General features: G+C 62.2%; 17 protein-coding genes and 1 riboswitch. Of the genes, 11 read left to right on the top strand and 6 right to left on the bottom strand.

Features of this window, described 5'->3' with window-relative positions:
* Window positions 1-5 precede the first annotated feature (5 nt).
* Window positions 6-2,498, bottom strand: a complete 2,493-nt coding sequence (locus tag DW024_RS02320) for a U32 family peptidase (RefSeq protein WP_118376888.1) — start codon at window positions 2,496-2,498, stop codon at window positions 6-8.
* A 298-nt stretch (window positions 2,499-2,796) separates the two neighbouring features.
* On the opposite strand from DW024_RS02320, the gene DW024_RS02315 reads away from it, so the two are divergent.
* On the top strand, window positions 2,797-3,174 hold the full coding sequence (locus DW024_RS02315) for a RidA family protein (RefSeq protein ID WP_089572469.1): 378 nt from the start codon (window positions 2,797-2,799) through the stop codon (window positions 3,172-3,174).
* Between the two features lie 112 nt (window positions 3,175-3,286).
* On the opposite strand, the gene DW024_RS02310 is transcribed toward DW024_RS02315, so the two are convergent.
* Window positions 3,287-3,943: a transcriptional regulator gene (locus tag DW024_RS02310; protein WP_233506701.1), complete on the bottom strand. Its 657-nt coding sequence runs from the start codon at window positions 3,941-3,943 to the stop codon at window positions 3,287-3,289.
* Between the two features lie 352 nt (window positions 3,944-4,295).
* Between DW024_RS02310 and DW024_RS02305 the strand changes: the two genes are divergently transcribed.
* The 6 genes from DW024_RS02305 to DW024_RS02280 all read left to right on the top strand — a co-directional run bounded on the left by DW024_RS02305 (window position 4,296) and on the right by DW024_RS02280 (window position 14,783).
* A complete protein-coding gene (locus tag DW024_RS02305) occupies window positions 4,296-5,690 on the top strand; it encodes a uracil-xanthine permease family protein (protein WP_089572468.1) in 1,395 nt (464 codons plus the stop codon).
* 195 nt (window positions 5,691-5,885) lie between these two features.
* A complete protein-coding gene (gene ssnA, locus DW024_RS02300; protein ID WP_118376887.1) occupies window positions 5,886-7,241 on the top strand; it encodes a putative aminohydrolase SsnA in 1,356 nt (451 codons plus the stop codon).
* A gap of 148 nt (window positions 7,242-7,389) precedes the next feature.
* Window positions 7,390-10,389 carry a putative selenate reductase subunit YgfK gene (gene ygfK, locus DW024_RS02295; protein ID WP_118376886.1) on the top strand — a complete coding sequence of 1,000 codons (3,000 nt, stop codon included), beginning with the start codon at window positions 7,390-7,392 and terminating at the stop codon, window positions 10,387-10,389.
* An 11-nt stretch (window positions 10,390-10,400) separates the two neighbouring features.
* The gene (locus DW024_RS02290) at window positions 10,401-10,880 is read left to right on the top strand and encodes a 4Fe-4S binding protein (protein WP_117758825.1); all 480 of its coding nucleotides are present in this window, start codon (window positions 10,401-10,403) and stop codon (window positions 10,878-10,880) included.
* Window positions 10,881-10,892: 12 nt separating this feature from the next.
* Entirely contained in the window at window positions 10,893-13,670 is a 2,778-nt protein-coding gene (gene xdh, locus DW024_RS02285; protein ID WP_118376885.1) for a selenium-dependent xanthine dehydrogenase, read from the top strand.
* Between the two features lie 291 nt (window positions 13,671-13,961).
* On the top strand, window positions 13,962-14,783 hold the full coding sequence (locus DW024_RS02280; protein ID WP_158572135.1) for a 3'-5' exonuclease: 822 nt from the start codon (window positions 13,962-13,964) through the stop codon (window positions 14,781-14,783).
* 78 nt (window positions 14,784-14,861) lie between these two features.
* On the opposite strand, the gene DW024_RS02275 is transcribed toward DW024_RS02280, so the two are convergent.
* The 4 genes from DW024_RS02275 to DW024_RS02265 form a co-directional block, all read right to left on the bottom strand.
* The gene (locus DW024_RS02275; protein ID WP_117639623.1) at window positions 14,862-15,041 is read right to left on the bottom strand and encodes a hypothetical protein; all 180 of its coding nucleotides are present in this window, start codon (window positions 15,039-15,041) and stop codon (window positions 14,862-14,864) included.
* A gap of 30 nt (window positions 15,042-15,071) precedes the next feature.
* On the bottom strand, window positions 15,072-15,227 hold the full coding sequence (locus DW024_RS10045; protein ID WP_158549261.1) for a hypothetical protein: 156 nt from the start codon (window positions 15,225-15,227) through the stop codon (window positions 15,072-15,074).
* 8 nt (window positions 15,228-15,235) lie between these two features.
* Window positions 15,236-15,326: riboswitch (SAM riboswitch) on the bottom strand.
* Between the two features lie 266 nt (window positions 15,327-15,592).
* Window positions 15,593-16,579 (bottom strand): hypothetical protein, encoded by a 987-nt coding sequence (locus DW024_RS02270; RefSeq protein WP_118376883.1) that lies wholly within the window; start codon window positions 16,577-16,579, stop codon window positions 15,593-15,595.
* A gap of 123 nt (window positions 16,580-16,702) precedes the next feature.
* Window positions 16,703-17,356 (bottom strand): transcriptional regulator, encoded by a 654-nt coding sequence (locus DW024_RS02265; protein ID WP_118376882.1) that lies wholly within the window; start codon window positions 17,354-17,356, stop codon window positions 16,703-16,705.
* 277 nt (window positions 17,357-17,633) lie between these two features.
* On the opposite strand from DW024_RS02265, the gene dpaL reads away from it, so the two are divergent.
* The 4 genes from dpaL to DW024_RS02245 all read left to right on the top strand — a co-directional run bounded on the left by dpaL (window position 17,634) and on the right by DW024_RS02245 (window position 22,640).
* Complete coding sequence (gene dpaL / locus DW024_RS02260) at window positions 17,634-18,848, top strand: diaminopropionate ammonia-lyase (RefSeq protein ID WP_117583046.1); 1,215 nt, start codon at window positions 17,634-17,636, stop codon at window positions 18,846-18,848.
* A gap of 237 nt (window positions 18,849-19,085) precedes the next feature.
* Window positions 19,086-20,471, top strand: coding sequence for a YgeY family selenium metabolism-linked hydrolase (locus DW024_RS02255; protein WP_099432046.1), 1,386 nt, complete (start codon window positions 19,086-19,088; stop codon window positions 20,469-20,471).
* Window positions 20,472-20,672: 201 nt separating this feature from the next.
* On the top strand, window positions 20,673-21,875 hold the full coding sequence (gene ygeW, locus DW024_RS02250; RefSeq protein ID WP_117778533.1) for a knotted carbamoyltransferase YgeW: 1,203 nt from the start codon (window positions 20,673-20,675) through the stop codon (window positions 21,873-21,875).
* A 150-nt stretch (window positions 21,876-22,025) separates the two neighbouring features.
* A complete protein-coding gene (locus DW024_RS02245; protein WP_158563758.1) occupies window positions 22,026-22,640 on the top strand; it encodes a nucleotidyltransferase family protein in 615 nt (204 codons plus the stop codon).
* The last annotated feature ends 5 nt before the right edge of the window (window positions 22,641-22,645 follow it).

The following is a 22,645-nucleotide window of genomic DNA, read 5'->3' as shown; positions in this document are numbered from 1 at the left end:
TTCGGTTAGCTAATTCCCACAAACATGCAGCCCGAGGTCGCCCCGCGCAGGCGGGCGGCCGGCTTGCGGCCGGCTCGAGCCGCCTCGACAGCGCGACGGACGCGAGCGACGGCACGGCCAATCTCATCGGCCTCGAGCAGCGTTCCGTCCACCATGAGACGACGGACGCCGGCGTCGAGCAGCTGTGGTACCTGCGGCGTAAGGTCGATGGGGTAGGCGTCGTACAGGCGTGAGCGGCCGTGGATGTCGGTACGCACCGGCATGACCTTGCCGTCGATATTCTTGAGCGAGAGCTTGCGGGCACGCAGGCGGCAGTTGGCACAATCGTGGATGCAGCCGTTGGCAACCTGCAGAATGCAATGCTCGCTTGTCATGACGCGCGGGCGGCCAAAGACGGTGATGCCCAGAGCCGCGGGCGCGGCGGTGCCGAGCGAGACAATCTCGTCGAGCGTGATCTCGGGCGAGAGCCAAAACGCGCCGGCTCCGCGCTCGGCGAGTGCCTCCATGCAGGGCGCGTTGTGCACCGGCAGGCAAGAGCGAATCTCGGCCGTGGCACCAACCTGGGCGGCCAGGGCAAGCTCGGAGATATTGCCGACGGCGACGGTGGCCCCGGCATTGATCCAGGGATCGACGCGCTCGTGGTCGACGGCGCGGCAGACCTCGTCGAGTACGGGCACGACGCCCTGCTCAAATGCATCGGCAGGGGAGAGTCCGACAGCCTCGAGCGCGTCGGTGGTCATATAGATGCGCGTGGCGCCCTCGGCGCGAGCTGCCTCGGCGGCTTCGAGCGTGGTGGCGGCGGCGCAAATCTGCGGCTCATCGCGGTAATGCTCGGGCATGGCGCGCGTACATTTGTCGAGCACTGGCAACTCGAGTGTTTTCGCGCGCTCCTCGTACGGCGCCAGAATGGCCTCCTCCAATGCTTTACAGGCGGCGGCGCGCACCTTGTGCACGGCGGAGAAGCCCATGCCGCAGCCGGCGTCGAGCGAAACGTCAAAGCTCGCTGCCTCAAAGGGCGAGGAGCCCATGCGGCCCACATGCTCAACCAGGTCTGCCGCCTCGACGGCGCGGGTCTTGGCGGCCTCGACGGTGAAGCCCGTGGCGGCGGCGGTGAGCGTGGGGTTGTCACAGCAGGTGAGTGTGACGGTAAACGGCTCGCCCAGGCGCGCCACGACGGACACATCAACAGCTCGGCGGCGCAGCACATCGCGCTTGAGCGCGGCGCCGGCGGCGTCGATGGCACGCTGACTGCGAATCACGCGGACGCGGCAGCCCTCGGGCATGCTGCGGGGTACGCGACATTCGATGACTTCACCGGCTGCGGCATCATCGGCGGCAATGGTGGTCAGGAACTGGTCAAACTCGTTATCGTGGCGAAGCTCCAGCAGGTCGCCCTTGCCCACGGGCTCAAACAGCTCAATACGGGCGATGGCGGCGCGGCGACGGCGGTCGTCGGGCTTGAGGCCGCGCACATCGCGGTTGGCCGGGCGGCTGCCCAGCACCGTGCCCACGATCTGGCCGCGGTTGTTGGAACGCTCATAGCTCATCATCTCGTCGCCCGAGGTGCCGTCCTGATAGGCGTGCGTAAAGTCGCGGTTAAAGCAGCGCTTGAGCTGGCGCTGGCGGGCGTCTTTCTCGTCCTTGGCAACGGTGGTTCCGGCCAGCATGTCATCAATCTGATGACGATACACGTCGACGATGGAATACACGTAATCGGGCGCCTTCATGCGGCCCTCGAGCTTGAGCGACGCGGCGCCGGCGTCATACAGGCGGCGAACAAGTTGTGAAGTGTTGGTGTCACGCGGGCACAGCGCGCGCTCACGACCGGCAGGGGAGAGCGAGCGCCCGTTCTCGTCGATCAGCTCGTAGGGCAAGCGGCAGGGCTGGGCGCACATGCCACGGTTGGCCGATCGTCCCGCCATGGCAAAGCTCGAAAGCAGACACAGGCCAGAGTAGCAAAAGCAGATGGCGCCATGGCTAAAGACCTCAAGGTCCACATCGGGCGCGGCATCGTGAATGGCGGCAATCTCGTCGATGGAAAGCTCGCGCGAGAGGGTCACGCGGTCGGCGCCCTGCTCGCGGCACCAAAGGGTTCCGCGGTCGTCGTGGATGTTCGCCTGGGTCGAGATATGCGTCTCGATGCCGGGCATCGTGCGCTTGACCTCAAAGAACAGGCCCCAGTCCTGGATGATGAAGGCGTCGGCGCCCAGCGTGGAGCAGCGATGGATGAGCTGCAGCGCATCGCTCATCTCGGATTCCTTGATGACGATGTTGACCGTGACGTAGACGCGCGAGCCGGCCAGATGCGCGGCGCGGCAGGCCTGCTCAAAGGCCTCGTCGGTAAAGTTGGTGGCCTTGCGGCGGGCGTTGAAGCTGCCCATGCCGCAGTAGATGGCGTCTGCCCCGGCGGCGAGTGCGGCGGCAAAGGGCTCGGGCCCTCCGGCGGGCGCCAAAAGCTCGGGTCTGCGGTTGGTGGTTCGACTGGCGGTTGCGGTCATATCCTGCCTTTCAAAATGCTCAGATACTCAAAAGTATAGTGGTGCCGTCGCGGCAGGCGATGCCCGTGCTCTAAGCGGGATAAAGTCTTCAGTAGCTTGGACTGGCTGCTCCACATGAGAACCGTTCAGCGGTCCGGGGAAACCGTTGGGCGATAAAATATTCTCGCAACGTGATAATAATCTTGCATCGCGCGGAAACCTTGAGTACTATCCCAATCAAGCGCGGTGTTCAGACCGAACTGTGCCTCCCGGTGTGAACGCCGCGCTCCCGTTCCCTTTTACTTGTAAGGAGAAAAACATGAGCAAGACCGTCGTGTCTTCCGATAACGCACCCGCAGCCATCGGCCCGTATTCCCCTGGTATCCAGACTGGCAACATGGTGTTCCTGTCCGGCCAGCTGGGCATCGATCCCGCGACCGGCAAGCTGCCCGAGGGTGTCGAGGCCCAGGCCAAGCAGTCCCTCGCCAACGTCGAGGCTCTGCTGACCGCTGCCGGCGCCACGTTTGCCGATGTCGTCAAGACCACGGTCTACCTGGCCGACATCGCCGACTTTGCCGCCGTGAACGAGATTTACGCCTCCAAGTTCGAGGCTCCGTTCCCCGCGCGCAGCGCTTTCCAGGTTGCCGCCCTTCCGGCTGGCGGTCTGGTCGAGATCGAGGTCGTCGCCGCTCTCTAAGGCGTTGACCACAACTAAACATGACATGCAAAAAGACCCTGCAGCGCGTGCGAGCTGCAGGGTCTTTTGTCAGGTGACGAATCGCTTGTGGAGCCGCGCTCCATTTTGCTCGTTAGCCCTCCTTGCGGACTTTTTGCAGGTAGCGGTAGACGCTGGGCTCCGAGATGCCCAGCGAGGTGGCGGCGCAGGCCACGGCGCCCTTGAGCATGAACACCCCGTTGCCGTTGAGGTGGCGAATGACGTCCACGCGGTCGCTCTGACCAAGCGACGCTACATCCAGCCCGCGCGCGCTCAGCAACTCGGCAATGCTGCGGTCGATGAGCTCCTGTGTGGACTCCGAAAGGCTTTCGACCTCGATAGGGGCGGGCTCCGTGCGCGTCGGCGCCGCGTCGAAGCACGCCATGAGCTGCTGCGCCATGGCGTTGATGGAGCGCACGGTCGAGAGATCGGTGTTGACGCAGAGCATACCGACGATCTCGTCATTCTCGCGGATAAAGTACGTCGCTGACTCCAACGTCTTGCCGCCGGCACCGCGCCCCTCGTAGCCCGTAATAAACGGCAGGTCGCGATACTTGGCGTCGTGCATGATCTTGAGTGCCAGATCGGTGGCGGGACCGCCGACCTTGCGGCCGCTCACGATGCCGTTGCGAATATCGACGATGGCGTGGTCGGGATCCGAGAAATCGTGCAGCACGATTTCGCTGTTTTTGCCGAGTATCTGCTCCAGAAAATCGACCATCGGCAAAAAGCGACGTACGGTCTCGTTCACGGGCAACTCCTTTGGGTGAAATCGGAAATGATCATAACAATTTTTTCTCATGGTAACACGGTGTCTATTGACTCACATATTCGCAGGTACATTGCGTAATACAGATGAGCGGTAGGTATTTGGCGGTAAACGGTCGACCAAAAGAAAAGTTAGATGTTATTTTGAACAGACACTTTCCTGACCTGCGGAAATGCATTATCTCAGCTGAAGAATAGTCTGATAACAAAAAATTATTATTGAGAATGAGAATCATCTTTAATACGATATGCAACGAAGGCACAACCTCAACCCCGCACTGCGTCACAATAGAGCGTTAGATGCGAAAACAACTATTTCGAGGATTGGTGGTCAAATGACCCAGGAGACGGTTAAGAACGGCACTGAAGCCCTGTTCACTCGTGAAGGCATGCCTCCCGTTAAGGAAATGATCCCGTGTGCCCTTCAGCACGTACTGGCATCGTTTGCCGGCATCATCACCCCGGCTGTCATCATGGCCGGCGTCTACGGCTTTAATAGCCAGCAGAGCACCGACATCATCCAGGTCGCGCTCATTCTTTCGGCGATCGACACGGCCCTTCAGGCCTTTGCCCCCTTCCGTCGCATCGGCGGCGGCCTGCCCATCGTCATGGGCGTTTCGTTCGCGTTCCTCCCGGCCCTGCAGGCCATGGGTGCCTCGGGCTTTAGCTTTGGTGCGCTGCTGGGCGGCGAGATCGTCGGCGGCGCCGTCGCGGTCCTCTTTGGTCTGGCCTACAGCAAGATCAAGTGGCTGTTCCCGCCCGTCGTGACCGGTACGGTCATCTTCTCCATCGGCGTTTCGCTGTATCCCACGGCCGTCAAGTATATGGCCGGCGGTATGGGTACGCCGCTATGGGGCACCCCGCAGGCCTGGTGCGTCGCTCTTATCACCTTCGCCGTGGTCTTTGCGCTCGCCAACTTTGGCAAGGGCACGCTCAAGCTGGGATCCGTGTTCTTTGGCATGATCGTTGGCATGATCGTCTCCATCCCCTTTGGCATGATCGACTTCTCAAGCGTCGCCACCGCTCAGGTCTTCGCCCTTCCCAAGCTCATGCCCTATGCGCTCGAGTTTGATCCCGAGGTCTGCATTACCCTCGCCGTCGTGTTCCCCATGGTTGCCATCCAGGTTATCGGCGACGTCTCCGCCGCCTGCCTGGGCTCCATCGACCGTATGCCCACCGAGCGCGAGCTCTCCGGCGCTATCGTGTCCCAGGGCCTCACCTCTATGGTCGGCGGCCTGCTGGGCGGTCTTCCCACCAGCGCCCTTGGCCAGAACGTGGGCATCATCTGCTCCAACAAGGTCGTCAACAAGTGGGTCTTTGTGATCATCGCGGCCGTCTTTGCCATCGCCGGTCTGTTCCCGCAACTCTCTGCCGTCCTTTCCGCTATCCCGCAGCCCGTCATCGGCGGCGCGACCGTCGGCGTCTTTGGCACCATTACCATGAACGGCGTGCGCATGTTCACCCGCGAGGGCCTCACGCAGCGCACTACCACCATCGTCGGTACCTCCGTCGTCTTTGGCCTGGGTATCTGGATGGCCAGCGGTTGCCTTGCCGGCGAGGGTATGCCCGCCTGGGTGTCCACCGTCATCGGCTCCAATGCCGTAACCCCCACCGCCATCATGGCCATCGTCCTTAACCTGATTCTTCCGCAGACGCCGGTCGTGGCTCAGCACATCGATGCTGCCAAGGACGCTGCCGTGGATCTGGTCTTGCCCGAGAGCAAGAAGTAACCAATTCGGTGCTATTCGTCGGCGGACGCATCGCCTCGTCCGCCGACGTCATGCGGCGTCAAGCCGCACTTCAAAGGGTTTGTCCCTTTGGTGAAGCGTTGACGGGAGAGGGCCCGTTTCCGGTGTAGGCCGGCGCTTCGCACTCCGCTATGTCAGAGGTGTCAAACCCCGCCCCTGATGTTGAAGGGAGCATCCATGCTTCTGGTCGCTAACGGTTCCGTCTTTACTCGCAACGCTCAGACCCCGTTCATTCCAAACGGTGCGGTCGCCATTGACGGAGATACGATCGTCGAAGTGGGCCCCGAGTGCGAGCTCAAGGCCAAGTACCCGGATGCCGAGTACGTCGACGCCCGGGGCAACCTCATCATGCCCGGACTCATCAACTGCCACACCCACATCTACTCGGGTCTGGCCCGCGGCCTTGCCATCAAGGGCTGCAACCCCACCAACTTCCTGGAGAATCTTGAGCAGCAGTGGTGGAAGATCGACGACAACCTGACCCTCGCCGGCACCAAGGCCAGCGCCTATGCCACGATTCTGGACTCCATCCGCGATGGCGTCACCACGATCTTCGATCATCATGCAAGCTTCTGCGAGATCCCGGGAAGCCTCTTTACCATTAAGGATGCAGCTCAGGAGCTGGGCATGCGTTCGTGCCTGTGCTACGAGGTCTCCGATCGCCGCGGCCAGGAAAAATGCGACCAGGCCATTGCCGAGAACGCCGAATTTGCCCAGTGGGCCGCCAAGGAGCGTCGCGATAACGACAACCACATGATCGCCGCCATGTTTGGCGGACATGCCACCTTTACGCTTTCGGACGAGACCATGGACAAGATGGCCGAGGCCAACAACGGCCTGACCGGCTTCCACATCCACGTGTGCGAGGGCATGAACGACGTGTGGGACTCCCGCCTCAACCGCGGTGGTATCAGCCCCGTCGAGCGCCTGCTGCAGCACAACCTGCTCGGTCCCGACACCATGCTCGGCCACTGCATCCACGTGACGCCTGCCGAGATGGATATCGTCAAGGAGTCCGGCACCTGGCTCGTCAACAACCCCGAATCCAATATGGGCAATGCCGTGGGCTGCGCTCCCGTGCTCGAGTTCTTCCGCCGCGGCATCCCCGTGTGCATGGGCACCGACGCCTACACCCACGACATGCTCGAGAGCCTCAAGGTCTTCCTGATTATTCAGCGCCACAACGCCGCCATGCCCAACGTGGGCTGGTGCGAGGCCATGACGATGCTGTTTGAGAACAACGCCAAGATGGCGAGCAGGTACTTCGATCGCAAGCTCGGTGTGCTCGAGGCCGGCGCTGCCGCCGACGTCATCGTCATGGACTACAAGCCCTTTACGCCGCTGAGCGAGGAGAACATCGACGGCCACATGCTCTTTGGCATGATGGGCAAAAACTGCCGCACCACCATCATCAACGGCCGCGTCCTGTACAAGGATCGCGAGTTTGTCGGTATTGATGAGGACAAGATCAACGCGTGGACCATGGCTGAGTCCAAGAAGCTCTGGAGCACGCTCAACGATCGCGCCTACTAATTACAAGTAGATTCACGCGCGTCGGATGTTTCGCCACATCCGACGCGCGTATAGGCGGCCTCCGCGGGGTCGCCGGCGCTGTGCTAGCGCTACACCGTATTTGCGCCCGCCGCGCGGTCTCGCCGGGCGTTACAGAGAGGAGCTCATTATGAGCGACATCATGAGGCCGATCCCGTTTTCGCAGCTGATGAACTGGATCATCGAGGAGCACAAGACCCAGGACGCCATCTTTGGCGTGCGCAAGATGGCCACGACCAACCAGGAGGGTGCGCTTCCCATTTTTGACGAGCGCATCGAGACTCCGTTTGGCCCGGCCGCCGGTCCCAACACGCAGCTTGCCCAGAACATCGTGGCATCCTATGTGGCCGGTTCCCGCTTCTTTGAGCTTAAGACCGTTCAGGTTATGGACGGCGAGGAGCTCTCCAAGTGTGTGAACAAACCCTGTATCGTGGCGCAGGACGAGTGCTACAACTGCGAGTGGTCGACCGAGCTCGAGGTTCCGCAGGCCTTTGCCGAGTACGTGAAGGCATGGTTCGCCTGCCACCTGATCGCTCGCGAGTATAGTCTGGGCAGCCCGGACGGCTTTGTCTTCAACATGTCCGTGGGTTATGACCTGGAGGGCATTAAGAGCCCCAAGGTCGATGCGTACATTGAGGGCATGAAGGACGCCAGCGGCTCCGAGGTTTGGAACGAGTGCCGCACGTGGGCGCTCGCTAACCTGGACAAGTTTGAGCATGTCGATGCCGCGTTTGTCGAGTCCATCCCGTCGCGCGTCTCCAACTCCATTACCGAGTCCACGCTGCATGGCTGCCCGCCGGCGGAGATTGAGCGCATCGCGACCTACCTCATCACCGAGAAGGGCCTCAATACCTACATCAAGTGCAACCCCACGCTGCTGGGCTATGAGTTTGCCCGCCAGCGCCTCAACGAGCTGGGCTTTGACTACATCGTCTTCGATGACACGCACTTCCGCGAGGACCTGCAGTGGGCCGACGCCGTGCCCATGTTCGAGCGCCTGATTGCCCTGTGCGCCGAGCACGGCCTGGAGTTTGGCGTCAAGCTGACCAACACGTTCCCCGTCGACGTGACCAGGGACGAGCTGCCCTCCACCGAGATGTACATGTCCGGCCGTTCGCTGTTCTCGCTGACCATCGAGGCCGCCCGCCGCATTACCGAGCAGTTCGATGGCAAGCTGCGCATCAGCTACTCCGGCGGTGCCACGGTCTACAACATCCGCGCTCTGTACGATGCCGGTATTTGGCCCGTTACCCTGGCGACCGACGTGCTCAAGCCCGGTGGCTACGAGCGCTTTAGCCAGATGGCCGGCGAGTTTACCGATCTGGACGGCAAGTCGTTCGCGGGCGTTTCTCTCGAGGCCGTGACCGCGATCCAGACCGACTCACTCACCAACCCGCTCTACAAGAAGCCGCTGCGTCCGCTGCCCGACCGCAAGGTCGCCGGCAAGAGCCCGCTTTCCGACTGCTTTACCACGCCGTGCCGTACGAGCTGCCCCATCCAGCAGGATATCCCTGCCTATCTGGCGGCTGTTGACGAGGGCCGCTACGAGGACGCGCTCAACATCATCATCGAGCGCAACGCCCTGCCGTTCATTACCGGTACCATCTGCCCGCATCCCTGCGGCCGTGCCTGCGAGCGTGCATTCTACGAGCCCGAGGGCGCCCAGATTCGCGCCAGCAAGCTCAAGGCCGCCCGCGAGGCCATGACCGCCGTGCTGCCCAAGCTGCGCGCCCAGGCCATTGCCAACGACGCCGAGCGCAACGTTGCCGTTATCGGCGGCGGCCCGGCCGGTCTGGCGACGGCGTTCTTCCTGACGCGCGCCGGCGTGCCCGTCACTATCTTCGAGGCCCGCGACTCTCTCGGCGGCGTGGTCCGTCACGTGATCCCCGAGTTCCGTATCGCGAGCGACGATATCTCCCACGATGCCGAGCTCTGTCTGGCCTTTGGCGCCAAGGTGCAGCTCAACGCCCGCGTGGAGTCCATTGACGAGCTCAAGGCCCAGGGCTTTACCGACGTAGTCGTGGCCACTGGTGCCTGGATGCCCGGCTCTGCGGGCCTGGGCGAGGGTGCCGAGCTCGACGTGCTGGAGTTCCTCGAGGCCGCCAAGAAGGGCGAGAAGCTTGAGCTGGGCGAGGACGTCGTGGTCATTGGTGCCGGCAACACCGCCATGGACGCCGCCCGCGTGGCCAAGCGCCTGGCAGGCGTGAAGAACGTGCGCCTGGTGTATCGCCGCACCAAGAAGCAGATGCCCGCCGACGAGGAAGAGCTCGATCTTGCTCTTGCCGATAGCGTTGAGTTCTGCGAGCTGCTGGCGCCCAAGGCGCTCAACGGCGCCGTGCTGACCTGCGACGTCATGGAGCTTGGCGAGCCGGATGCAAGCGGCCGTCGCAGCCCCGTCGCCACGGGCGAGACCGTCGAGCTTTCCGCCACCACGGTGATCTGCGCCGTGGGCGAGGGTATCGATGCCAGCCTGTACGATGCCGCGGGCGTCGAGCACGACCGTCGCGGTCGCCTTGCCGCCACCTCCACCGGCGTCGAGGGCGTCTGGGCTGCGGGCGACTGCCGCCGCGGTCCTGCCACCGTGGTCGAGGCTATCGCCGACGCCGCCGAGGTCGCCCGTGCCATCGCCGGCGTGGACTTTAACAAGTACGCCGACTGCAACGAGCAGGCCGGTCGCGAGGACACCTGCTACGAGCGCAAGGGATCGCTGTGCCGCGACAAGCGCAGCTGCACCAAGACCCGCTGCCTGGGCTGCGGCTCGGTGTGCGAGGTTTGCTGCGACGTGTGCCCCAACCGCGCCAACGTGGCAATTAAGGTGCCGGGCCTGGCCAAGCATCAGGTCGTCCACGTCGACGGCATGTGCAACGAGTGCGGCAACTGCGCTGTGTTCTGCCCCTACCAGGAGGGCCGTCCCTACAAGGACAAGCTCACCCTGTTCTGGAGCGAGCAGGACATGGAGAACTCCGAGAACGAGGGCTTCCTGGCCGTGGACGAGGACCACTTTAAGGTCCGCGTCGCCGGCACGGTCCGCACCGTCTCGGTCGATGCCGTCAACACCGGCCTTCCCGAGGCCGTCCGCCTGACCATCAGGGCTGTGCGCGACAACTATCCGTACCTCCTTAAGAAATAGGCGAGTCTCTTATGGCCAAATCCATTCAACATAACGTGGCCTACGTTGCCTGCGGAAGCGGTTGCGCCTCCGCAGGCGGCGACGCCCGCTGCAGCGAAGGCTGCATTGGCTGTGGCGCCTGCGTCACGGCCTGCCCCCACGGTGCCATTGCGCTGGTCGATGGCATCGCCCGCGTGGATCGCTCAAAGTGCACGGGCTGTGGCCTGTGCGGCATGGCGTGCCCGCAGCGCGTGATTGCCTTCGTTCCCGGCTACCAGAACATTCTGGTGCGCTGCAACAACACCGACAAGGGCGCCATTGCGCGCAAGATCTGCGACACGAGCTGCATCGGTTGCGGCATGTGCGCCAAAAAGTGCCCTGCCAGCGCTATCCGCATCGAGGACAACTGCGCCCATATCGACGGCGCGGACTGCCTGTCGTGTGGCATGTGCGCTGTCGTCTGCCCGCATGGCGCCATCCACGACCGCACCGGCATCGCCGCCGGCGTGTAGAAGGGAATCACCATGGCACAGGAATTCACTTTTACCGTTAACGGCGTCGAGCGCACGACGACTCAGAACAAGCCGCTGCTCCGCTACTTGCGCGACGACCTGCACATCCATTCCGCTAAGGACGGCTGCTCCGAGGGCGCCTGCGGTACCTGCACCATCCATGTAGACGGCGCGGCCGTCAAGGCGTGCGTGCTAACCACCGCTCTTGCCGCCGGCCGCAACATCGTGACTGTTGAGGGCCTGCCCCAGGACGTGCGCGAGGCCTTTGTGTACGCCTTTGGCGCCGTGGGCGCCGTGCAGTGCGGTTTTTGCATCCCCGGTATGGTCATGGCGGGCGCTGCGCTCATCGCCGAGGATCCCGAGCCCACCGAGGAGCAGATCAAGTACGCCATCCGTGGCAACGTCTGCCGCTGCACCGGCTACAAGAAGATCATCGAGGGTATTTCGCTGGCAGCTGCGGTGCTCCGCGGCGAAAAGCAGATCGACGAGGACTTGGAGCGCGGCGACGACTACGGTGTGGGCAAGCGTGCCTTCCGTATCGACGTGCGCAAGAAGGTACTCGGCGAGGGCAAGTACCCCGACGACATCGACGAGCTCGATCAGCCAGGTCTGACCTACGCCAGCGCCGTGCGCTCCAAGTATCCGCGCGCCCGCGTGCTCTCCATCGACACTTCCAAGGCCGAGGCCCTGCCCGGCGTGGTGGGCATCCTGCGCGCCGAGGACGTGCCGGTCAACCAAGTCGGCCACCTTATCCAGGACTGGGACGTCATGATCGCCCAGGGCGATATCACCCGCTGCGTGGGCGATGCCATTGTGCTGGTGGTTGCCGAGGACGAGGCGACGCTCGAGAAGGCCAAGAAGCTCGTAAAGATTGATTACGAGCCGCTGGAGCCCGTGCGTAACATTGTCGAGGCCAGGGCCGCCGACGCCCCACGCCTGCACGACAGCTTCTTTGCCTTTGGCAACACGGTGGAGCTCAAGGACAACGTGTGTCAGAGCCGCCACGTGACGCGCGGCGACGCCGCCAAGGCGCTGGCCGAAAGCGCGTTCACCGTGACGCAGCGCTTTACCACGCCCTTTACCGAGCATGCCTTCTTGGAGCCCGAGTGCGCCGTTGCCTTCCCGTACAAGAACGGCGTCAAGGTGCAGTCGACCGACCAGGGTGCCTACGACACGCGCAAAGAGTGTGCCCACATGTTTGGCTGGGACAACGAGCCCGAGCGCGTGGTCGTCGAGACCATGCTCGTGGGCGGCGGCTTTGGCGGTAAGGAGGACGTTTCGATCCAGCACCTGGCCGCGCTTGCTGCCTATAAGCTCCAGCGTCCTGTGAAGTGCAAGCTCACGCGTGCCGAGTCGCTCGCGTTCCATCCCAAGCGCCATGCCATGGACGGCACCTTTACGCTGGGTTGCGACGCCGAAGGCAACTTTACCGGTCTGGACTGCGAGATCAACTTTGACACCGGCGCCTACGCGTCGCTGTGCGGCCCGGTGCTCGAGCGCGCCTGCACGCATGCCGTCGGCCCCTACAAGTACCAGAACACCGACATCCGCGGCTTTGGCTACTACACCAACAACCCGCCCGCCGGCGCGTACCGCGGCTTTGGCGTGTGCCAGTCCGAGTTTGCGCTCGAGAGCCTGATCGACCTGCTGGCCGAGAAGGTCGGTCTGGACCCGTGGGAGATTCGTTATAGAAACGCCATCGAGCCGGGCGAGGTTTTGCCCAACGGCCAGATTGCCGACTGCTCCACGGCGCTTAAGGAGACGCTGCTCGAGGTCAAGGATGCCTATTACGCGCATCCCGGACACGCCGGTATCGCCTGCGCCATGAAGAACGCCGGCGTGGGCGTGGGCCTGCCCGACGCCGGTCGCTGCAAGATTCGCGTCGAGGACGGCGTGGCGGTGGTCTATGCCGCCACGTCCGACATCGGCCAGGGCTGCAACACGGTCTTTTTGCAGGACGTTGCCGAGGCGTGCGGTCTGCCGCTGAGCTGCATTGCCAACGGCGAGTGCTCCACCGAGAACGCTCCCGACTCCGGCACCACGTCTGGCTCGCGCCAGACGGTCGTGACCGGCGAGGCCGTGCGCGGCGCCGCCTTCCTGCTGCGCGACGCCATGGTTGGCATCGAGGCCGGCAAGCCTGCGCCCGCCGCTCCGGTGAGCGCGCATGGCGACGGCGTCAAGATCGAGTACGACGACGGTCGCGCCTACCAGCTGCGCACACAGGAACTCGTCGCCGGCCAGGGTATGCATCCTCAGGACCCTGCGGCCACCATCAAGGCGCTCGAGGGATGCGAGTTTGGCTACGTGTATCTGGAGCCGACCGACAAGCTGGGCGCCGATGTTCCCAACCCCAAGAGCCACATCTGCTACGGTTTTGCCACACATGTGGTCATTCTGGATGATGACGGCCGCGTGAGCGAGGTCTATGCCGCACACGATTCCGGCAAGGTGGTCAACCCCATCTCCATCCAGGGTCAGATCGAAGGCGGCGTGCTCATGGGTATGGGCTATGCGCTGACCGAGGACTGGCCGCTCAAGGACTGCGTACCCCAGGCAAGGTACGGCACGCTCGGGCTGTTCCGTGCGCCCGAGATTCCGGATATCCACGCCATCTACGTGGAGAAGGACGAGCTGCTGCCCGTGGCATACGGCGGCAAGGGCATTGGAGAGATCGCAACGATCCCCACGGCGCCCGCCGTGCAGAACGCCTACCGCGCATTCGACGGCAAGCTGCGTCCGGATCTGCCCATGGTGGATACGCCGTACAGCCGCGCTCGTCACCGCGGGTAGAGTAGAGCGCGGACGGCCATTACTGACGGGCTGTCCATGCTCAGCATCAACTGCATACGCTGCGCCTTTGGCCCCGGCTCCATCGCGAGCCGGGGCCTTTTGTTTGGAGCGGAAACTGCGTCCCGGAATTGGCGCTCAGAATGGGATGCGCTGCAGAGCCTCAAATGGAACATGCGTTCCAGGACCCGCAACGGCGCCGCCGCGCAATTTTGTGTCCGCACGGGCAGCTACACTTGCTGTGATATGACCGTTCGAGAAACGAGCGGCAAGCAACGGAGAGAGGCCCTAACCGTGTCAGCTGAAAAGATGCCGGGTGTCTCGGCTATCGATACGACGAACTTTGCGCGCCAGATCGTGCTGGACTTTGAGTTTGCGCCGGTGCCAAAGCAGCGTCAGCGCCGTGGACTGTGCAATGAGATTATCGAGGCCGGCGCCGTCAAGCTCGATTACCACGGCAACGTTATGGGCGAGTTCTCGCAGTTTGTACAGACGGAATTTACCGAAGGCGTTGCGTTCCCCGTTCGCGAGCTCACAGGGATATCGGCCGTGGGCACCGCGATGGCCGATCCGCTCTACATGGTGATCAAAAGGCTCAGCGATTGGATCGGGCGCTACTCCGCCCAGGTGGTCTGTTGGAGCGGGGCGGATCGTCGACAGCTTTTGATCGAGTGCCAAGCAAAGCACATCGATCTTTCCGCATTTCCTACGGACTGGGCCGACCTGCAGGCGTTTTACACCTCGATCATGGACATGAGCAGCCACGGGTGCGTCTCTTTGAGTGACGCAGCGACGTGGTTTGGCATCGAGTTCGACGAGTCGACGGGTCACGCCCACAGCGCCCTAGCCGATGCGCGCGTGACCGCCAAGCTGCTCAAGCAGATGATGGACGGGGACTACCGCGTGAGCCCGCGCGCCCAGGAGGTCCGTCAACGGTGGGGGATGGGCGAGCGAGCTCAGACGCGCCTTTCCAGCAAGTGCTCCGAGCTGGGCGACCTGCTGCTAAAGCTGAAGGCGGAGGGGGTAGGCCTTTTGAGAACGCCATTCGGTTTGGCATGGCGGGGCTGTAAGCGCGAGCCCGCCCTGCTGTTTGAATCGAAGCGTCAACCAGTATGACGAGCTGTCTGGCCTGTCTGCCTACGCCCCCGCAATCCCGCGGGCCGCACTCAACAGCTCATACTCCCTCTGGCTCCACTAGTACAGCTCGGCCGTGCGTACGGCGTCGCGGCACAGGTCCAGGAATGCCTCGGCTCCCTCGCAGAAGCACTCTCGGGCAAAGGCGCCGGATCCGTCCGCAACGCATATGCCGTCAGCAAAGAGCTTCCAGCTAGACGGCTCGCGAGAGTCGTCTCCAAGCAGCTTGATCTGCAGCACGTGCGGGCTGCCGGCGGCGCAGAGTTCTTCCTAGAGCACCTGCACCGTAAAGCGCATCTGGTGGGAGAGGCTGCTCTTGATCATGGCCGAGGCGTAGCCATTTGGCTTATCCAGAAGATGCATGTGATTCGGTTTGACGATCAGGTTGTGGAAGTTACGCTCGCTGCGCACGGAGAAATTGTCCATACGGACTCCTTTCATCGATGTTGGCAGGGCCACCGTGCCTCTTGGCCGGTTGGCGTCGGGATCGTGGAGCCAACTCTCTACCCCGACTCTGGATAAAATGCGCCCGCTCCTTGCGGGCAAGAGGAAGTCTATCAACGTGTACGGACAGAAATCAAGCGCCGCCTGCGAAATGACGCGTGAACGGCGTTGGTTTCCCAAGTGATTATTCGGCTTTCATCCGGAAAAGTGTCGAAATCAGCCGTGTAAAAGTACGGAAAAGTGTCGAAATAGGCACCTTAAAACTTCGGAAAAGTGTAGCTGGATGACAAAACAGCACTTAGAAGCCGGTGCTGGATGCGGGATCCTGCGGCCGCCTTCAGCTCTCGCTACTCATCGTCTCCGTCGTTGGGGTCGCCCTTGAGGGTGTTGATGTCCAGATACTCGTTATCGTCCTCTTTTTGCTGGGTCTCCGACTCCGCTTGGGTGGGGCCGGAGAACAGCCGGAATCCCTCAAACGCAATGACGCCGAGCAGGGCAATGACAATGGCGATAAAGGCAACCTTGACTCCCTGCGGAAATTCCGAGAAACGCAGCGCCTTTTCCTCGGCGTAATAATCGGCGAAGCGCTCTTCGCCCGTGCTTTTGGTATACGCCGGCGCGGACGCGGCCTCCGGGTCATATTCCGGTGCAGGCGTGGCAGCGTACGGGTCGTTGAGATAATCGCTCGATGCGTTGCCATAATCCTCGGTCTCGATGCGATCGGTGCCAGCATAGCCATCGGAATAATCGGAATATGCCGCACCGCCCTCATAGTCCGCGGCGTTCGTGTTGGCGGCAAAAAGCGGGTTAACTGGAACGTCGAGCGCCGGCATGCCGGTAGAGGTCTCATCCAGATCGGCTGCAGCCCAGGAATCGTAGGCAACCTGATGGGCAACGGGCTCATCGAGCCTTGTGACCGGAGGCTTGCGTGCCGCAGGAACAGGCAACTGCTGGGCGCTGTACATAACGGTGCTGTCGGCCGATTTGCCCTGCGTCGCTGCAGCGAGAAATGCCGCCGTCTCGGATGGGTCGCTTGCGGGGCGGGGAGTGGGCGTGGGCGCCGAAATGGGTGCGGGCGTAGACGCGGGCGTCGAAACAGGCGGCTGCGCAGGAGTTGGCGCAGATGCGGGCTTAGGCGCAAGTGCGGGATTGGGGCTTGACGGGCGAGCCCCACCGCCCATGAGTTCGTCGGCGGTCCACGGGCGATCATCCATCACGTCGTCAAGGCTCAGCGAAAACAGGTCGTCTTCACCCTCATCGAACATGCGGTGCACATGTCCACCAATTGCCGGAATCAATCCGCGACCGGTGCATGATGCCTTGCTCAACGCCATTCTGTTCCACCCTTTCGAAATACTAATGACATCGATTATATGGAACTTCCCAAGCGGCTCGGTCTTGGATTCGAGCTTTCCAGAACTCGCGCCCAAAAGGGGAGGGACAATCTAGGCGAGTGCCTACTTGTCGTCGGCCGCCGCCTTGGCCTCATTGAGGTAGCTATAGAAGCTGTACTTGGAGATGCCAAAGAACTCGCAGGCGCGTTCGCTCGACTTGGAAATGAGGAAGGCGCCGCGACGGTCGAGGTAGCCAATGGCACGAATGCGCTCGTCTTTGGTCATGAGTGCCGCGGGCTTGCCCACAAACTGCTCGCACTCGTGCAGCAGGTCTTCGAGCAGGTCGCCGATGTTCTTGGTAATGGGCTCGGGTTCGGTATAGCCCGTGCCGCCGGTGCCGGTAAAGGCGTCGAGCGAACGCTCAAAAGCCTTCATAAGCGTAATGTCAAAGTTGATGCCCAAAATGCCGACAGGCTTGCCCTCATCGTTGCGGATAAAGATCGTCGAGGACTTGAGCAGCTTGCCATCGGCGGTTTTGGTGAGGTACGGCTTGCGGTCGTGCACGTCGGCGGTGCCCTCGTGCATGGACTCAAACACGATATGGCTGGGGCCGTCACCCAGTTTGCGCCCGCTGACGTGGCCGTTTTCGATCACTACGATGGAGCGGTCCACGTCCTCGGTCTCCAGGTCGTGGACGACGACTTCGCAGTTGGGGCCAAATTGGAGCGCCAGGCCGTGTGCAAGGCGCTTGTAGAACTCAATCTGTGCGGGGGTCATGGGTGCCTTCCTAAAAATTAGTTTGGGCTCACTGTGCCATAAACCCCACTTGTTCGCAAATAACGAAAGCGTCGCTGTGTTATGTGACCGTTCGGCGGCGAAAAGGTACCGATTACGGCAACAAACAATTTGTTAGGTTTTCCAATCAAAAAGTGTGATAGAACAGTGCTAACAAACTTTTTGTTTGGCATCCACATAAAAGTTCAGCCGTGTGAATGGGATCGGGCTGAAACGCGTATGCGGGGGCCGGCAAGAGAGAACTTAAGGAGTTCACCGTATGGCCGATAAGATCCAGTGGGCGGGCAACACGATGCCCAAGAGCGATGATAAGCACTTGGGAATCATGAGCCTCGACCACGTGAAGAAGGCCCGCGCCTTCCACCAGTCGTTCCCCCAGTACACCGTCACTCCGCTTGCCCGCCTGGATGGCCAGGCCGCGCGCCTGGGCCTGTCCAACCTGTGCGTTAAGGACGAGAGCTACCGCTTTGGCCTCAACGCCTTTAAGGTCCTGGGCGGATCGTTTGCCATGGCCAACTACATTGCCGACGAGACCGGCAAGGACGTTGCCGACTGCACCTTCGATTACCTGACCTCCGATCAGCTGGCCGAGGACTTTGGCCAGGCTACCTTCTTTACCGCCACCGACGGCAACCATGGCCGCGGCGTGGCATGGGCTGCCAACAAGCTGGGCCAGAAGGCCGTCGTGCACATGCCCAAGGGTTCCACCAAGCCCCGCTTCGATAACATTGCCGCCGAGGGCGCCACGGTGACCATCGAAGAGGTCAACTACGACGAGTGCGTGCGCATGGCCGCCGCCGAGGCCGACGCCTGCGAGCGCGGCGTCATCGTTCAGGACACCGCCTGGGAGGGCTACGAGAAGATCCCGTCCTGGATCATGGAGGGCTACGGCACCATGGCTTCCGAGGCTGCCGAGCAGCTGCGCGAGATGGCCATCAACCGCCCGACGCACGTCTTTGTCCAGGCTGGCGTAGGCTCGCTCGCCGGCGCCGTGGTGGGCTACTTCACCAACCTGTATCCCGATAACCCGCCCACCTTCGTCGTGGTCGAGTGCGCACCGGCCGCCTGCCTGTACAAGGGCGCTGCCGCCGGCGACGGCGACCCGCGCATCGTGGACGGCGACATGCCCTCCATCATGGCCGGTCTGTGCTGCGGCGAGCCCAACATTCTGGGTTGGGATATCCTGCGCAACCACACCACCGCCTTCGTGTCCTGCCCCGACTGGGTCACCGCTCGCGGCATGCGCACCCTGGGCGCTCCCGAGAAGGGCGACCCGCGCGTTATCTCCGGCGAGTCCGGCGCCGTGACCACCGGTCTGGTCGAGACCCTTATGCTCGATCCCGAGTACGCCGAGCTCAAGGAGCTCATCGGCCTGGACAAGACGAGCTCCGTGCTCTGCTTCTCCACCGAGGGCGACACCGATCCGGATCAGTACCGTCGCATCGTCTGGGAGGGCGAGTATCCGACCTGCTAGCAGACTGACCTGTCCGGAGGCAGCCGGAGGACTTTACTCCCTGCTCGGACAGTCCTGCTCGCACGGAGAGCACATTAAGTGCTCTCCGGCTCGTGCGGAACTCGCGACGGAGCAAAGTCCTCCGTCCGCCTCCTATGGTTACTTGCTTGTGGGGTGCTCAACCTCACGCCGCTTGGCACAAGTGATCTATCTGAAATATCTACCTGTAGGTAAACCCTTGTAGAAAGGTTGACTGTTATGACTAAAGAACTCGATTTTGATGCCATTAAGGCTGCGGCTGAGTCTCATCGTGCTGATATGACTCGCTTCCTGCGCGCTATGATCTCCCATCCCTCTGAGTCCTGCGAGGAGGGTGAGGTTGTCGCTTGCATCAAGGCCGAGATGGAGAGCCTTGGCTATGACGAGGTCAAGGTCGACGGCCTGGGCAACGTTATGGGCTTTATGGGCGAGGGCGACAAGATCATCGCCATCGACTCCCACATCGACACCGTCGGCATCGGCAACATCGAGAACTGGGATGCCGATCCCTATGAGGGCTACGAGACCGACGAGATCATCTACGGCCGCGGCGGCTCCGACCAGGAGGGTGGCATGGCTTCTGCTACCTACGCTGCCAAGATGATGAAGGACATGGGCCTCATCCCCGAGGGCTACAAGATCATGGTCGTCGGCACCGTCCAGGAAGAGGACTGCGACGGCATGTGCTGGCAGTACATCTACAACAAGGACGGCATTAAGCCCGAGTTCGTCATTTCCACCGAGCCCACCGACGGCGGCATCTATCGCGGTCACCGCGGCCGCATGGAGATCCGCGTCGACGTTCACGGCACCTCCTGCCACGGCTCCGCTCCCGACCGCGGCGACAACGCCATCTACAAGATGGCCGACATCATCGCCGACGTCCGCGCCCTCAACAACAACGGCTGTGACGAGTCGACCGACATCAAGGGCCTCGTCAAGATGCTCGACCCCAAGTACAACCCCGAGCACTTCGAGGACGCCCGCTTCCTGGGCCGCGGCACCTGCACCGTCAGCCAGATCTTCTACACCAGCCCCAGCCGTTGCGCCGTGGCCGACTCCTGTGCCATCTCCATCGACCGTCGCATGACCGCCGGTGAGACCTGGGAGTCCTGCCTGGACGAGATTCGCAACCTGCCGGCCGCCAAGAAGTACGGCGACGACGTGAAGGTCTCCATGTACATGTACGACCGTCCGTCCTGGACCGGCGAGGTTTACGAGACCGAGGCTTACTTCCCCACGTGGATCAACAAGGAGACCGCTCCGCACGTCAAGGCCCTCGTCGACGCCCACAAGGCCATGTTCGGTGACGAGCGCATCGGCTGCGAGCCCAGCATGGACAAGCGCACCGGTCGTCCGCTGTGCGACAAGTGGACCTTCTCCACGAACTGCGTTTCCATCCAGGGCCGCTATGGCATCCCCTGCGTCGGCTTCGGCCCGGGTGCCGAGTCTCAGGCTCACGCTCCCAACGAGGTCACCTACAAGGACGACCTGGTCACCGCTGCCGCCATGTATGTGGCTGCCCTGAACCTCTACGATCCGAGCCAGGCCGATGGCGACGCCACCGTGTTCCGCGCCGGTCTGACCAACAACAAGATCGATTAGTCCCATTCCTCGATCTTGTTGAGCCGGGGACAGCTCGTGTCCCCGGCACCCCCTGTTGACTTGGGGCCCGCGGTCGTTATCTCCCATGCTTCCTCAACGGTAGCGGGTCCTCGTCATAGTGCTCTGCATGTTCTAGCCACACGCGCATGCCGGAGCACATCTACTCATTGCAATCGTTTCATCTTTGGAAAGGATATTTACATGGACGCCAAGTTTACCGAGCTCGTCGAGCAGCTGAACGGCCTCGATTTTAAGGGCATGTACGGCAGCGACTTCCTGCACACCTGGGATAAGACCACCGATGAGCTCAAGGCGCTCTACATCGTCGCCGACGCCCTGCGCGAGCTGCGCGAGAACAACGTTTCGTCCAAGATCTTCGATTCGGGTCTGGCCGTCTCCCTGTTCCGTGACAACTCCACCCGTACGCGCTTCTCCTTCTCTAAGGCAGCCAACCTGCTCGGTCTTGAGCTGCAGGACCTGGACGAGAAGAAGTCCCAGATCGCTCACGGCGAGACCGTCCGCGAGACCGCTACCATGATCTCCTTCATGGCCGACGTCATCGGCATCCGCGACGACATGTACATCGGCAAGGGCGACGCCTACATGGCCGAGGTCTCCGAGTCTGTCCAGCAGGCCTACGAGGACGGCGTTCTGGATCACCGTCCCACGCTCATCTCCCTGCAGTCCGACTCCGATCACCCCACGCAGTCCTCTGCCGACATGCTCTACCTCATCAACGAGTTTGGCGGTCTTGAGAACCTCAAGGGCAAAAAGGTTGCCGTCACCTGGGCCTACTCGCCCTCTTACGGCAAGCCGCTGTCCTGCCCGCAGTCGCTGATCAGCCTGCTGCCCCGTTTTGGCATGGACGTCACCTTGGCCCACCCCGAGGGCTACGACCTCATGCCCGAGGTCGTCGAGCGCGCCAAGGGTTATGCCGCCGAGTCCGGCACCACCTTTAAGCAGGTCAACACCATGGCCGAGGCCTTCGAGGGCGCCGACATCGTGATCCCGAAGAGCTGGGCTCCGTTTGCCGCCATGGAGAAGCGCACCAACCTGTACGCCGAGGGCGACGACGCCGGCATCGCTGCACTCGAGAAGGAGCTGCTCGCCCAGAACGCCACCCATCAGGACTGGTGCTCCACGACCGAGCTCATGGAGAAGACTGCCAACGGTCAGGACACCATCTTTATGCACCCGCTGCCCGCCGACATCTCCGGTGTCTCCTGCGAGCACGGCGAGGTTAACGCCGACGTCTTCGACATGCACCGCGTGGGCATGTACAAGGAGGCCAGCTACAAGCCGTACGCCATCGCAGCCATGATGTTCCTGCAGAAGGTTGCCGATCCCGCCGCTACCCTCAAGGCCCTCGACGAGCGCAGCACCGCCCGTTGGTTCCAGGCCTAAAGCTGGGTTGAGGTAAGCCATGTAAAGGGGGCGCTCTGCCAACCGGCGGGGTGCCCCTTTTTGCATCGTGGGCGTGCGGGATAAGCGCTTTCGATGTAGATGCCCCGCGACGCGAGTTATGGGTACGATGGTTTCAGGGGAGGTATCGCCATGAAACTTGGTTGCGTCATTATGGCTTCGGGCGAGGGCAAGCGATTTGGCTCTAACAAGATGCTCGCCGATATCTATGGCGAGCCGCTGATTGCCCGGACCATTGATTCGGTTCCCCGGGGCTTTGACGTTGTGGTTTCGACGCGTTGGCCCGAGGTCGCTCAGATTTGCGAGGACAAGCATTGCCCGTGCGTGCTGCACGATGGCGAGCTGCGCAGCGAAAGCGTCCGTGCGGGCCTTTCGTGGGGAGTCGAACGCAACTGGAAAGGTTGCCTCTTTTTGCCGGGCGACCAGCCGCTCGTGAGTTCAGATTCTTTTGAGGCTATGGTTCGTGCATTTGACGAGCGTGGCCGCAAGCATCCGGTGCGTCTTGCGTGCAACGGTGAGCCTTCGAGCCCGGTGCTCTTTCCGGCGGAACTGTTCGATGCACTTATGTGTCTTGGGGGTAAGGACGGCGGCGGTTCGATCCTCAAGGACCGTACCGACGTGGTGCTGGTCGAGGCGCGTGCCTACGAGCTGTGGGACGTCGATACCGTCAAGGGACAGCGACGCATAACGGAGCATATCGCCGCCTGCTCGTATTTTGATCGCGTGGCCAACTGCATCAATCAATAAGGAGC

It is taken from the genome of Collinsella sp. AF37-9 (assembly GCF_003475115.1).
Classification (GTDB): Bacteria; Actinomycetota; Coriobacteriia; order Coriobacteriales; family Coriobacteriaceae; genus Collinsella.
Note: the sequence above shows the minus strand (reverse complement) of the source record. Positions and strands in the feature narration are given on the sequence as shown.

Excerpts from the sequence above, each read along its gene's own strand:
- DW024_RS02315 (WP_089572469.1), top strand. The coding sequence starts at position 2,797 with ATGAGCAAGACCGTCGTGTCTTCCGATAACGCACCCGCAGCCATCGGC.
- DW024_RS02245 (WP_158563758.1), top strand. The coding sequence starts at position 22,026 with ATGAAACTTGGTTGCGTCATTATGGCTTCGGGCGAGGGCAAGCGATTT.
- xdh (WP_118376885.1), top strand. The coding sequence starts at position 10,893 with ATGGCACAGGAATTCACTTTTACCGTTAACGGCGTCGAGCGCACGACG.
- DW024_RS02255 (WP_099432046.1), top strand. The coding sequence starts at position 19,086 with ATGACTAAAGAACTCGATTTTGATGCCATTAAGGCTGCGGCTGAGTCT.
- dpaL (WP_117583046.1), top strand. The coding sequence starts at position 17,634 with ATGGCCGATAAGATCCAGTGGGCGGGCAACACGATGCCCAAGAGCGAT.
- ygfK (WP_118376886.1), top strand. The coding sequence starts at position 7,390 with ATGAGCGACATCATGAGGCCGATCCCGTTTTCGCAGCTGATGAACTGG.
- DW024_RS02305 (WP_089572468.1), top strand. The coding sequence starts at position 4,296 with ATGACCCAGGAGACGGTTAAGAACGGCACTGAAGCCCTGTTCACTCGT.
- DW024_RS02320 (WP_118376888.1), bottom strand. The coding sequence starts at position 2,498 with ATGACCGCAACCGCCAGTCGAACCACCAACCGCAGACCCGAGCTTTTG.
- DW024_RS02290 (WP_117758825.1), top strand. The coding sequence starts at position 10,401 with ATGGCCAAATCCATTCAACATAACGTGGCCTACGTTGCCTGCGGAAGC.
- DW024_RS02270 (WP_118376883.1), bottom strand. The coding sequence starts at position 16,579 with ATGGCGTTGAGCAAGGCATCATGCACCGGTCGCGGATTGATTCCGGCA.
- DW024_RS10045 (WP_158549261.1), bottom strand. The coding sequence starts at position 15,227 with ATGGACAATTTCTCCGTGCGCAGCGAGCGTAACTTCCACAACCTGATC.
- ssnA (WP_118376887.1), top strand. The coding sequence starts at position 5,886 with ATGCTTCTGGTCGCTAACGGTTCCGTCTTTACTCGCAACGCTCAGACC.
- ygeW (WP_117778533.1), top strand. The coding sequence starts at position 20,673 with ATGGACGCCAAGTTTACCGAGCTCGTCGAGCAGCTGAACGGCCTCGAT.
- DW024_RS02265 (WP_118376882.1), bottom strand. The coding sequence starts at position 17,356 with ATGACCCCCGCACAGATTGAGTTCTACAAGCGCCTTGCACACGGCCTG.